The 12,732-nt window shown below is 59.4% G+C and carries 10 protein-coding genes; 4 read left to right on the top strand and 6 right to left on the bottom strand.

Going from position 1 to position 12,732, the window contains the following annotated elements:
- Window positions 1-103 precede the first annotated feature (103 nt).
- Window positions 104-3,502, top strand: a complete 3,399-nt coding sequence (locus tag QY049_RS28900) for a TM0106 family RecB-like putative nuclease (protein ID WP_301270343.1) — start codon at window positions 104-106, stop codon at window positions 3,500-3,502.
- A gap of 97 nt (window positions 3,503-3,599) precedes the next feature.
- On the opposite strand, the gene QY049_RS28895 is transcribed toward QY049_RS28900, so the two are convergent.
- From QY049_RS28895 to QY049_RS28875, 5 genes are all read right to left on the bottom strand, one after another.
- Window positions 3,600-4,139 carry a hypothetical protein gene (locus tag QY049_RS28895; RefSeq protein ID WP_301270342.1) on the bottom strand — a complete coding sequence of 180 codons (540 nt, stop codon included), beginning with the start codon at window positions 4,137-4,139 and terminating at the stop codon, window positions 3,600-3,602.
- A gap of 153 nt (window positions 4,140-4,292) precedes the next feature.
- Window positions 4,293-4,619, bottom strand: a complete 327-nt coding sequence (locus QY049_RS28890; RefSeq protein WP_301270341.1) for a hypothetical protein — start codon at window positions 4,617-4,619, stop codon at window positions 4,293-4,295.
- Entirely contained in the window at window positions 4,616-4,945 is a 330-nt protein-coding gene (locus QY049_RS28885; protein ID WP_301270340.1) for a hypothetical protein, read from the bottom strand. The genes QY049_RS28890 and QY049_RS28885 overlap by 4 nt, the downstream gene beginning before the upstream one ends.
- Window positions 4,942-5,730: a hypothetical protein gene (locus QY049_RS28880; protein ID WP_301270339.1), complete on the bottom strand. Its 789-nt coding sequence runs from the start codon at window positions 5,728-5,730 to the stop codon at window positions 4,942-4,944. The genes QY049_RS28885 and QY049_RS28880 overlap by 4 nt, the downstream gene beginning before the upstream one ends.
- Entirely contained in the window at window positions 5,727-6,440 is a 714-nt protein-coding gene (locus QY049_RS28875) for a hypothetical protein (RefSeq protein ID WP_301270338.1), read from the bottom strand. The genes QY049_RS28880 and QY049_RS28875 overlap by 4 nt, the downstream gene beginning before the upstream one ends.
- A 1,026-nt stretch (window positions 6,441-7,466) precedes the next feature.
- Between QY049_RS28875 and QY049_RS28870 the strand changes: the two genes are divergently transcribed.
- Entirely contained in the window at window positions 7,467-8,267 is an 801-nt protein-coding gene (locus QY049_RS28870) for a hypothetical protein (RefSeq protein ID WP_301270337.1), read from the top strand.
- Window positions 8,268-8,272: 5 nt separating this feature from the next.
- Here the strand turns inward: QY049_RS28870 and QY049_RS28865 are convergent, their stop codons facing one another.
- A complete protein-coding gene (locus tag QY049_RS28865; RefSeq protein WP_301270336.1) occupies window positions 8,273-9,919 on the bottom strand; it encodes a hypothetical protein in 1,647 nt (548 codons plus the stop codon).
- Window positions 9,920-10,533: 614 nt separating this feature from the next.
- Between QY049_RS28865 and QY049_RS28860 the strand changes: the two genes are divergently transcribed.
- Together QY049_RS28860 and QY049_RS28855 are read left to right on the top strand one after the other, a co-directional pair.
- Window positions 10,534-11,868, top strand: a complete 1,335-nt coding sequence (locus tag QY049_RS28860; protein WP_301270335.1) for a hypothetical protein — start codon at window positions 10,534-10,536, stop codon at window positions 11,866-11,868.
- A gap of 191 nt (window positions 11,869-12,059) precedes the next feature.
- Window positions 12,060-12,644 (top strand): DNA-binding protein, encoded by a 585-nt coding sequence (locus QY049_RS28855; protein ID WP_301270369.1) that lies wholly within the window; start codon window positions 12,060-12,062, stop codon window positions 12,642-12,644.
- The last annotated feature ends 88 nt before the right edge of the window (window positions 12,645-12,732 follow it).

The raw sequence follows: 12,732 nt of genomic DNA, 5'->3' as shown, positions 1-12,732 counted from the left end.
AGATTATTCGCCTCTTTCGAGCCCGATCGCCTAGGAAAATGGCATAATGGGCGCACGCTAGACGGCCGAGTAGGGTCGCCGGCGAACGGCATTGTGGTGGGGAATGCAGAACGTCGGTGGGAATTTGTACCTTAGTTCGACCGATCTGGTCGGGCACCTGAACTGCACGTATTTGACTGAACTCGACCTCAAGGTGGTCAAGGGCGAGCTTCAGAAGCCCAAGGTCTGGGACCCGGTTCTCGAAACCCTTGCCGAGCGCGGTGCCGCGCACGAACAAGCCTTCATCGATCACCTGAAGACGCTCGGCATCACCGTGACGGTGATCGATGGAGTAGGGCTGGATCCCAAGTCCATTTCGGCGACTTTGGAGGCCATGACCCGCGGCGATGCGGTCATCGTTCAAGGAGCATTGCAATCGGGGACGTGGAACGGCCGGGCCGACGTGCTCCGCCGCGTGGAAACGCCAAGTCGGTTCGGCGCCTGGTCGTACGAAGTTACCGATACGAAGCTCTCGCGCGAAACGAAGGGGAATACGGTTCTGCAGATATCGCTCTATTCGGACATGCTTTCCGCGATGCAGGGTGTCGAGCCGACTGCGGCCCACGTCGTAACCCCGGGTACGAATTTTGAGCCGGAAACCTACCGAATCGCCGACTACTCAGCCTACTACCGGCACGTAAGATCTAGCCTCGAAACGGCGATCACCAAGGGCGCCGGCGCCGCCTATCCCGAACCGATCGAACATTGCGACATTTGCCGCTGGCGCCGCGATTGCGACGATCGAAGGCGGCGGGACGACCACCTGTCGCTGGTCGCCGGTATCAGCAAGTCGCAGATCGGAGAATTGACCAGACGCGGAGTCGACAGCACGGCCGCGCTCGCCGCCATGCCCGTCCCCTTGGAATGGAGGCCGGAACGCGGAGCTGCCAAAAGCTACGAAAAGGTACGCGAGCAGGCGAGAATTCAGGTCGAAGGCAGAACGAGCGGCTCGATGAAGTACGAGGCGCTACCGCCGATCGCTGGCTTCGGCCTGTCACGGCTTCCCGCGCCGTCTCAAGGCGACATCTTCTTCGATTTCGAGGGTGATCCTTTTGTTGGGGAAGGTGGCTTGGAATTCCTGTTCGGCTACTCCTTCCTCGATCATGAAGAGAAGCCGAAGTACGTAGGTGACTGGGCCTCGGACCGGCGGGACGAGAGGGCCGCGTTCGAGCGCTTCGTTGACTTCGTGACCGAGCGCCTCAAGTCCTACCCTGATCTGCATATCTACCATTTCGCGCCGTACGAGCCGGCTGCCATGAAGCGCCTTATGGGCCGTTATGCCTCGCGCGAGAATGAGGTCGACAACCTTCTGCGGGCCGAGATCTTCGTCGATCTGTTCGCCGTCGTGCGTCACGGGATTCGCGCCAGCGTGGAGAGCTATTCGATCAAGAAGCTGGAGCCCCTGTACTCCTTTACCCGCAGCGTTCCGCTGGAGGACGTCGGGGCGGTCATGGCCAGGATTCAGGCGCGCCTTGAAATGGCGGATGCCGCCGGCGTTCCCGATGCGGATAAGGACACGATCCGCGGCTACAATAAGGATGACTGCGACTCGACGGCCGCTTTGCGGGAATGGCTCGAAGCGCTGCGCGCCAGTCTCATTGCCAGCGGCGAAGTGATCGAACGGCCCGTTCCAAAGCCCGCGGAGATCAGCGAAAAACTGGGTGATTGGCAGAGGAGGGTGGCAGTACTCGTCGGAAGGCTTACGGATGGTATCCCCGACGACGTCGCCGAGCGGACGACAGAGCAGCAGGCCCGCTGGCTATTGGCATTTATGCTGGACTTCCACGGCCGGGAGAAAAAGGCCGTTTGGTGGGAATATTTCCGACTACGCGATCTTTCCGCCGAGGACCTCCTCCACGAACGCGCCGGTCTCTCCGGGCTTACGTTCAAGGAAGCAGTAGGCGGCACCCCAAAGGCGCCTGTTCATAGGTACAGCTTTGTCCTTCAAGATACCGATCTTCGGCCCGACAGCGAGCTCAGGAGCATCGGCGGTCAGAAGTTCGGTAGCGTCGTCGCCATCTCGCATGACGATCGGACCATCGACATCAAGAAGCGAGGAGACACCGCGGAATTCCATCCGGAAGCCGTCTTCGGCCACAAATCGGTGGATCGCGACGAACGTCCCGAGGCTCTCTTCCGGCTGGGACAGTACGTGGCGGAAAACGGAATTGAAGGAGCCGGCGAGCACCGCGCCGCGCGCGATCTTCTCCTATCGACGGCGCCGCGGCTGCAGGGAGCGAGCCTGCAGGGCGTTGGCGAGGATAGTTTGAAGACCGCAACCCGGGTTGCGCTTGCGTTGGACCAGAGCGTCTATCCGGTTCAAGGGCCGCCGGGCGCCGGGAAGACATTCACGGGCGCCCGCATGATCTGCGCTCTTGTGCGCGCAGGAAAACGAGTTGGGATAACCGCCAATAGCCACAAGGTCATTCGGAATCTTCTCGACGAGGTCGTCGAAGCTGCCGGTGAAGAAGGTCTTCCGATCCGCTGCGTTCAGAAGGTCGATGAGAAGCATCAAGAAGACGATCTCGACAGCTTAAGGTTCGTCAAGAAGAACGAGCATGCCCTCGACGCGTTGCGGACAAACTGTTCGGTCGGCGGGGGGACATCGTATTTCTGGGCCCGGCCGGACGCACGCCTAAGCGTCGATGTGCTGTTCATCGATGAAGCCGCGCAGATGGCTCTCGCGAACGTGTTGGCCGTTGCGCAAGCCGCGCAAAGCGTAGTCTTACTGGGTGATCCGAGACAATTGGAGCAGCCAATTCAAGGGAGCCACCCGGATGGCGTTGGCGTGTCAGCTCTTGACCATGTCCTCGGGTCTCATGCGACCATTCCGGTCGATCGGGGTTTGTTCCTCGACGAGACGTGGCGGCTGCATCCGCTCATCTGCGCCTTCAATTCGGAACTATTCTATGAAGGTCGCCTGAGGTCGCGGCGGGGACTTGAGCGGCAGGAAATCAGAACCAAGTCCGGACTCAACGGTTCTGGCCTTCGCTACCTTCCGGTCCAGCACGACGGAAATCAGAGTTCGTCGCCGGAAGAAGCCGATGCGATCCGCGACCTAATTGCGGACATCCTGGGATCCGGTACGACCTGGGTCGATCGAAAAGGTAGTGAGTCCCCGATTTCGCTCGAAGATGTCCTGATCATCGCGCCATACAATGCGCAAGTCTTCGAACTTCAGGAGCGACTTCCCGGCGCTCGAATTGGCACCGTGGACAAATTTCAGGGCCAGGAGGCGCCCATCGTCATCTATTCCATGGCGACCTCAAGTCATGGGGATGCCCCGCGTGGAATGGAGTTTCTGTACAGCGCCAACCGGCTGAACGTCGCGGTTTCGCGAGCGAAGTGCGTTTGCATGGTAGTCGCTTCGCCGCGTTTGTTTGAAGCAGAGTGCCGCACGCCTCGCCAAATGCAATTGGCTAATGCGTTTTGTCGGTATGCCGAAATGGCGTCGGTATTGTAGGTGGTGTCCTCGATATGGACTGAGCAAATACTCCAATCATCAAATTGAAATGAACTTTCGTGCTCGAACGAAAAGCCTGTAGATTAAGGACGAGGTCCTACCGAGCCAAACCGCACGGCTCGGAATGCATCGAATGTTCGGCGCCGAGGCGGGATCTTTCGATTAGACTGCGTGCTTCCGTCAGAAGCACATTCCACAGCTTGCCCGTGTCTCGATTGAGCAACTCAAAGACCTGCTCCATCGCATCCCAGAATTGTTCGGATACCTCGCCAGGAGAACAGCCGGACATCTCCCAATCTGATTGCGACATCTGTTCAGGAGAATCCTCCAGCGTAGTGTACAGTTCGTCGAAGATCTCGTTGTGCCAGCAGGCCTCAGCCACCGCTCCTGCAACGGCCACCATGATGCGCGTGCTCGCATCGACGTCTAGCATCAGGCATCGGGTCGACCCCACCCACTCCTTGTCCGTGTAGTCTTGGGGGTCAATCTTTCGAATTTCCGCCTGAACGCCAAATAGCCCGAGATACCTCGCAACGACCACGTGCCCAGCCTCATGAACGGCCGCATAACGGCGGTCCTTTGCGGCGATCTTGGCGCGCCGCGCAGGAGAAAGCTGATCCAAGGAATGGTCGGTCATAACGATCCCTCTTTGATAGGCATTTGGACAAAACCTCACCGAGTTGATCCGCGGCCAGCGGTCCGCCTAGCGGTTCGTCTTGAGCGAGCCATCATTTGCGATTTTAGTCAGCGCAGAAATGCCTATCGAACGCCGATCCTGCTGAAATCTGCGTTAGTAGGCGCCGCGTTCCTGGAGAACGACGACAAGGACGCTGGCATAGGGCTCGGCCCTTGCCGGATCCGGATCGGCCGCTCCGTCCCAGCCTTCCTCGACCAGGGGAAATTCGACGACTTCGCATCCCGCCTCTCTCGCCACCATGTCGAACTCGACATACCCGCCGCCTTCGGTGCGGCAGGTATGCTCGATCGTACGATGGCTGCCGAGCGCGGGCTCGACGATGCGCCCCGAAACTTCCGGCATACGGACGGTGAATTTCTCGCCGACGTGCGCCCTAATGTAAGTCCCGGCGCAAGTGTTGGTGATGTCGTACTGCTTCATGAGCTGTCCTTTGCTTTTGCGGGTCCTCCGTGACGGGAGGGCCGCTTTCGGCTGCTGTGATCCTGACGCGCGCTAGACGTCCGGACGATGCCCTTTACGATGAGCACGTCGTCCCTGATCGCCTGGTCGGCGAGGAGACGGAGAACCTGGGCCGGAAGCCGCGGCGAGTGCGCCAGATCGTCCCGGCCGTTGGCGAAGCCGTGGCGGTAGGAGTGCGATCGGTTGGTCGATGGCTCCGGATTGTCTGGCTTGAGCCCGTCGAGATAACCCTCGGTCATTTCTTGATGGAAGCGCTCTTCCAGTCGCGCGTCGGCGTCGTCGGTCATTTCAGCATCTTCTCGATCTTGAGAACGTCGTCCGGCGAGTTCAGCGCGATCACGCGAATGCCATGGTCCCGGATGTCGGCGTCCGGCTGGTTCCACGGCAGGTACGGTTCGCAGATCGGTTCGATGATGCGCTCGAGGTCGACGGAGTAGTCGGCAACCACGTCCCAGCCGGCCTCGTCGAAGATCAGGTTGATCCAGCGGCGATCCTTGCCTTTATGGACATCCAGTTGCGCCGTCTCCACCTGCCTGAGGTAGGCCAAGATTCCGTCGCGGTCTGTCGACCGTTGGAATTCCGGCTCGTCCTCTAGCAGGTCGCAGGTGATGGTGTAGCCGTCGGCCAGCAGGGCGTCGACGAGCTTGGTCGTGATCTCGCCGTCGATCCGCCGCACCTCGCGCGCCTTCGCCACGCGGCTCAGCCGCTTGTCGAAGGCCTCGTCGCTTTCGACCCGGCCACCCCAATAGAGATGGTTGAAGCGGATGCACTGAGCGGCGATCATCTCCATCGCGGCCGCCTCGTCTTTCTCCGCATCGCCGCTACGGATCACCGTGGCGTGCAGGCGTTCGTTAAAAGTGTGCTCGGGCGGGCGCCTGTTTGGCCAGGCCGCGAGCACGTAGTGCGTGAAGGCGTCATAACCGTTTTCCTGCAGGCAGGTCGTCCAGCCGCTGCCGTGGCTGAAGACGACCTTCATGGCTTCGGTGGCCGACAGCCGCCGCGCGACTACCGTGTCGTCCTTGTCGATGTGATTTTCGGGAAAGTAAAGGGTGTATGTCTGCGTCTTGTTCATGATGCCTCGCCTTCGAAGTCGAAGCTCTGCAGAAACGCCTTCGTCTTCCTGTGGCGTAGGGCGGCCGCCTTCTCTTCGAACCGCTTCCAGTTGACCGAGTCCTCGAACGCGCTGCACGCGTCGTAGTCGGCGACGGCTTGATAGACCTCCTCGTCGATGTCGGTATCCACGAAGGCGGCGAGCAGGACGCAGAGCTCGTTCTTGTCCCACTTCTGGACGGGCTTCGCGAGCCAGTCGCTGACTTTGTCGCTGTAATAGGGAACGAAGCCGGGATAGGGCGTGAAGCAGTCGCTGATCTCGTCGGCGAGGCGTTCGTACTGGTCCCGCATGCTAAGACTGAACAGCCGCTTCGTCGCCCGCATGGGCATCGTGGCGATGATGCGGTCGGTCGTGAAATTGTACTCGTTCGGGCTCTTGAGCTTGACGAACTTCAGGTTCAGCCGGAAGCCGAGCCTCTCCGACATCTCCTCGTCGAAACGCTCGCAGAAGCACCTCGCGAGAGCGTTGCAGAGACGGGAAGCGCTCCTCGTCTCGGAAAAGATTGCGGCGAGATCCTCCCTCGACAGTCCGCCCTGCGCCCTCTCCGACTCGGCGTGCATAGTCGTATACATCTCTTCGACGTCGGTGAGCAGCTGCTCCCAGTGGGTCTGATAGAATCCGCCGAAGCTCGGGAGGTAGGTCTCGAGCGTCTTGTTGGTATTCCTCGTCATGCCTTTACACTGCAGCGTTGGTCTTCATGTTGGACGTTCTCGAAGCGGCTGCTGGCCTCTTGATCTCGATGCGAAAAGTATTCGGGGCGCCGAGGCAAATTTCAAACGAAATCAATTTTGTCAAAATGACAAAATGTGGAGAGCCGATTTTCGATTGTCGTCCATAGTGTTAGTTGTACCGAGATGCCATCATTGAAACCCGCGCGGGCTAGGCTTTCGTGCGATCGGGAGATAGCTCAGCGGCGATGTCACATTTGGCACGAGCGACGGCACTCACGGGCGATTGGAAACAAAGCGATCGACCGCATCTTTTAGCCAGACAACCTCCGTTCGTTTGCCGATAAGGCGTGCGGCAGTTGGCAGAGGAGCGTCTCCGCTGGTGATCGCTCGGCATAGTTCCTTCGTGTCCCGCAGGTCCAGATATGCGGCAACCATGTCCGCGCGCATCTGGAGAGGCCAAGTCGGTCCCTGGGGATAGCGAGCCTGTTCGTTCCGGATCCGCACAAGCTTATCGGAGCCTGCCGCGCTCAACTGGCGCCTGCTGGCAGTTGTGATGGGGGACGATACCTTTGCCATCATCGATGGCTGGGAAGTTTTCCCCGCGCGCGAGGCCCGCGTGAACACGTACATGGGCCGCCTCTTTTCATGAGAGGTGCCGGGCTTAGAATCGCTCTGGTCCATGTCGAGATCTAGCTGCAGAGTAGGAGGAGAAACGTGTCATGTGATAAATCACATACCACTTTGCGGCTGATTTCGGTAGCGTAAAGTTACCGACCTCGCCTGCCAATTCTCTGCATGGTTAAGAGACAGTTGAGAGATAGTGGCTATTCGTCAAAATTGGCCGCAAATCTAGCCACCATGGGAGGCACACCAGTGGGTCGTTGCCATGCCTCCATGTGGAGTGACTTAGCGAACTTCGATCCACGCTGGGGTGGTCGACCTAACCAAAGTAGCCAGGCAAAAATGGCGTTAGCGCCAGAGAAGAATTAAGAAGACCGTTCCAAACTCTGTACACGAGCAGCATGATTGCTCGAGGAGATGTTCACAGCGATGGCCTCTTCAGGCTCACTCATGAGCGTGATTGCGACCTCACTTGGTCTGCCCCAGGGAATGGGCGTCGCCACTCTGCAATCTTTGCGGAAAGCCGACATGATTACGAAGAAGGGGCGCGGAAGCAGCGCGGCGGATATGCTGCCGGAGGATGCCGCCACGATCCTCACTGCGCTTGTGAGCGGAGCGACCGTCGCTCAGGTCGCGCAAGTTACGACCCTACTTCTGGGCATGCCTCATGTCCTTTCCTTCAAGCAGGGAACGATCGCGAAAGGGTTCAATTCAGTGCGGACACCACCAAGTCCGTTCTACGGAACCTCGAACACATCGACGCTTCACAAAGGTCTAACGGCAGTACTCAAGGCGTCGTGGCACCAGGACGCGGAATTCGATGAGCATGGCGACGTGTGGTACCCGGGGTACAACACACTTCTTGATCTTGACTCTCTTAGCTTCACATTGGGTATGGATGGAGGGCGCTCGGGCGGCTTCGCATTAATTCGGGCTCGGGTGACCAAGGAAGTCGTCATGACGCGCTTCTACAGCACGTGGCCGCTTCGTAGCCGCATTGGCGCTGCGCTTGCAGAAGGTGATGCTCAGAAGCGCAGCGACCTCTTAGCGGATGTCGCATATGACCCGTGGCTTGTTTTCGAAAGCCAAGCCAAGTTGATGAACGCTTCAAGGGTTGAAGGTGCAGTTTTCCAAGAGGCGTTGGACTGTCTAAAGGACGAGGCGCCTAAGTCACGCCAGCGTGTCAAGCGCTTTGCGCAGTACTAGGCCTTTCATACGAGAACTGGATTGTATCGGTAGCGCCCCTCATCGATGCGCTCGAGTTCAGTAGACGACTTTTGCCTTTGGTTCATCGCCTTGCGAAAGGCATCGCGTTCAATGCCGCAGTTCGGCTCATATAGGTCGTCCAAATGAAGAGTCCTTCGCTGTTTCTCGAGGCGGTCGATGGCGGCATCAACAATTGCGGACGTTCGGGCCAATTTCCCGAGCCAGACACGTCGCTTTGCACGACCGTTGGGCGGCGTTTTGAGCCAAAGGGAGAGGGTGCCGTCGACGTCTCGGGCGAGGCCTCTACTGACCTTTTCGATATGCTCTTCAATGTTTGCTTCAGTGAAGTGCCTGGCAATCCACTCAGGAAGCTCGCGGAAAATTTTCCGTGGATGTAGCTTATACGTGCTTTTGGTCAGAATTTTTATGAGCTCCCTTCGGAGGGGGGCGTACATTTTTGTCGGACGGCGCTTGAATGGGTCACGATCACCATGCTGCGCTAGAAACCATCGGCCGTTATCGTTTTGCCTCAGGTCGCCCAATTCGAGATCGGCAGTCTTTAATGCTACGTCGAAGTACCCGAGTGTGATGTGGTATCGGATCTGTTCCGGCAGGCTAGAGTAAAGATCCTTGATGCCGACTGGACGCTTACGTTCGTTCAACTGCTTGACTGCCTCTTTGACCGCAGCGATCCGTATAGACATTGGCTGATCGTTTTCAGTCTGGATAGTCTGCGGAACGTTTGCCCAAAATTTCCCGCTGGCTGCTTCGTAGTCGAAATGCGTGGGACAGGCGCTCAAAAGTACCTCTTTGAGGCGCTTCATCGGAAACTTTAATTCTCCGCGCTTGCGCAACTCTTCACCGATAGCGAAGGCACCCAATGGCCCACCGGCGTCGCAAAGAATGTGAGCAGACGAGGCGGCGGTAGATCGGGCGTTCTCGTCCGATGTATCGGATTCAGTTTGAAGTAAATCCGACGCCATCGACGCCAAGTCTACCGCTTCGAGAGAGATTGATGAGACATTTTCGCCCGTCGAATGAAGCGCTGCTTGATCGGCCGATGGTGTGGTCGCGGGACCGTTAGGCGGCCATTCGAAGCCAAGCATCAACTGGCTTGGGTCCCCACTGCGTTTTCCGCGTCCCTTTCTTGGAGTTTGGGGGGTCGATAGAGCGTGGACAGCGGTCGCCAGGGGAGCCTCCACCGTGTCGACGAATGGGACCGGATTCTGTGGTGACGCTCCGTCGGCTTCATTCATTCGAGTCTCGGCGAGCGCGGCTTCCGCGCCGCCCGCAGCATCGGCAGTCAAGGGCTGCAAAGACATGCCGTTTCGTTGAGATACGGCGCCGTCCAGAATCTGGATAAGCTGCCCAACCTGGCCTTGAGCCACCGAGGCCAACTTTAGAAGTGCGGTTTGGAAACCATCGCGACCTTCCAATACCGGCGCGGTCGGTGCGCTGCTGGCAGGGATGGACGTCTGTTTACGACCCCTCTTGGTCACGCCCAGTTTCATGCGCCGGAACGGAGCGGCGTACGTGAGCGAACAAGCTGCCGCTTTCGCCAGCGCCGCGGTCGTGACTTTGGTGCCAGGATGGCTGGAGAGCGACGACCACGCTTGTTCAAGACGAGCGTCTCTATCCTCGTTGGCGGCCATTATATCGCGCTCCCTTTTTGGGGAGAGCTTCCCAGCAAAGCCTCTCAAATGTGGTAACGAACCAAAATTCTGGTGGGGTAGTATCGGTATTACCGCGCGTAATACTCAACGGATTACTACGTTCGGTGTGGCGCGCGGAGCGGTCTAAGACCGCGTTCACATCGAATGTTGAGTTCTTGGGTTCGTTCCGACAGCAAAGAACTCATTGGCGCCATTAAACGCGGTTCTGCCGCTTTCCAGTCGGAACGGATTTCGAGAATCGCCGAGATTTATAGGGTATTTTGCGCAGGGGGAGGGCCGCGAAAAAGGCCTACTTTACCTGTGCGCACGCGGATTCCTCGGGGATTTTGCAATCCTATTCCGACTGCGCCGCTTTCGTTCCGACGATTTCAGGGTCGAACGTCGGCTGAGATTTCGACTCAATTCGACGTGGTCCGCTCCGGTGTGAAGCGGTAATGCCGCTACCGGTACACGACCGATAATCAACCCTTAATTAACCATCGGCTCACTTAAGAAGCCGGGAGGGATTGCGAACAAATAACTACCATCAATATTATTATTCGATGATAGCGGCTGGTTGTCAGTCGCTGCTTTGGTGTGAAGGAGTTTTCTCCGTGAGTGTTTTGAGTGTCGCTCTGCCCCCCTACACCCGGGTCCACCTGTCGCGGACCGGGAAGCCCTACCTCCGGTGGGAGGTCTCTACCGCGATCAAGAGGGCCGGCTTCAGGCCGTCCTGCGTGGCGCTCGGGTCCGACATCCCGAAGGCCATCGCCAAGGTCAACAACGACCTGCTGCTGCGGCTGCGTGCGTTCCAGGACGGGGCCAGCGCGATCGACGTGCAGGTCGGGCCCGTCCCCGGCACCGTCGACGAGCTGGTGCACGTCTACAAGACTGACGAGACGTCGCTCTATCAGAACTGCAGCGACAAAACGAAGGCCGAGAACTCGGACCTGTTGTCTAAGGCCTGCGACCACGTGTACCGCGACGGCGAATTCAAGGGCATGCGCGTGGGGTCCGTGCCGGTCGCCATGCTGGAAGCCACCCACGCGCGCCGGCTGAAGATCGAGTACGAAAAGGTCGAGAAGACCGAAACTGATCCGGCTACCGGCGAGACCAATGTCACCTTGAAGACTCGCCCCCGCCGCGCCGAGAAGGTGTTCGGCGCGCTCAGGGCGGCATTCAACGGTGCGAGGGGCATCTACAAGCTCGCTCCGGCGAACAATCCGTTCGACAAACAGCGCTTCGCGACGCGGATGAAGCAGGTCAGGCACGCCGTCACCTTCGAAGATCTGATCGAGACCCTGATCGCGGCCGACAAGGTTGGGCTCTCCAACATGGCGACTATGGCCTTCGTTGCCTACGATCTGGAGATGCGGGTGCTGTCGATCCCCTCCAAGCTCCTGGTAGAGCACTACAAGCCCGCGGACCGCCCGCACCAGATGCTGATCGTGCACTGGAAGACCAAGCTCCAGACGTGGATCGATCTCTATGACGAGGACGGGTCGCCGCTCTATCCCGCTCTCGAGAAGCGTCTCGACGCCTGCAAGGGCGACCGGACGAGCGGGATCCTGATCCCCATGGACGGCACCGCGGACCAGGCCTGGAGCGAGGACGACCACAATTTGCCGACCTCCTTTCGTCAGGTCTTCCGCTCCCTCATGCAAATGGTCGGGCTCCCGGAGGTTTGCAAGTTCACCTCGTTCCGCCACGGCGGCATCACCGGCACGGCGGAGGCCGGCTGCACTGAGAACGAGATGATGATCCTCAGCGGCCATGCCACCGCCGCGACGGTCCAGCTCTACGTCAAGCGCAGCCGCCGCGCGCGCGCCACGGCGCGCAAGAAGGTCATGGCGTACCAGGCCGAGATCCTCGCCAAGATGGCGAAAGCTAGGGCCGAGGTGGCGACCTCGGCCCTGCAGACTCCGGCGCCGGCGATCAACAAGGCCTGACGTTACCCCGACGCACTCTGCCCGGTGCGTCGGGACCGACCTCAATCTGCTACGACGCTCGCCTAGAGCCGAACCGTCTATCAGACCTTATTCAAAACGGTGTTCGCCAATGCTTGGCCTTTCGCGTCCAGCTTTAGGCCCGGGTAACAGCCGAGCTGTTACGTAACATAACAAGGAGCAAGTAGGTGACGATGATCGAAAAAGTGCGGGCAGCCATGGAAAGGCTAGAGGCGAGCGGAAAGCACCCCTCGGTGCGCGCCGTGCGCGACGCGATCGGGGGTGGGTCCTTGACCGACGTCGGCAACGCGATCCGGCAGGTCAAGCAAGAGCGCGACCGGCTCAAGGCGGTGCACTCCGAACTGCCCCAGACCCTGAAGGACAAGGTGAGCCTCCTGGCGCTGGATCTCTGGTCGGAGGCGCAGGAGCGGGCCAGCCGGGCCATCGAAGACGTTCGTCTGGGTTGCGAATTGAGGGCCGTCGCCGCTGAGGATCAGGCTCGCGACGTTCTCCGCGACATCGACGAGGCCGAAAGGCGCATCACCGAACTGGTTGCCGATCTGGAGCGGGCGCGCCGCCACCACGCCGATCTCGAAGCTTCCGAAAAGGCCGCTTCGAACCGCGCGGCGGCGGCGGAGGCACGCGCCGCCGCGCTCGGAGCGGAGATCAAGCGCATGACCCATCTCCTCGTCGGCGCGAAGAAGCCCAAGGGGGCTGCGAAGCCCGCCGTAAACGATAAAACGGCGGCCAATCCGAAGCCGGCGGAGGCGACAGCATAGGCCCTCGCCAAGGGGCAGCGCGGCCTTCGCAATGGCTCCAGCCCGCGTTCAGTCTTGAACACCAAGAACTGTTGGGGTTCTTGCTTTA

The organism is Bradyrhizobium sp. WYCCWR 13022 (genome assembly GCF_030435535.1).
In the GTDB taxonomy this organism is placed as follows: Bacteria; Pseudomonadota; Alphaproteobacteria; order Rhizobiales; family Xanthobacteraceae; genus Bradyrhizobium.
Note: the sequence above shows the minus strand (reverse complement) of the source record. Positions and strands in the feature narration are given on the sequence as shown.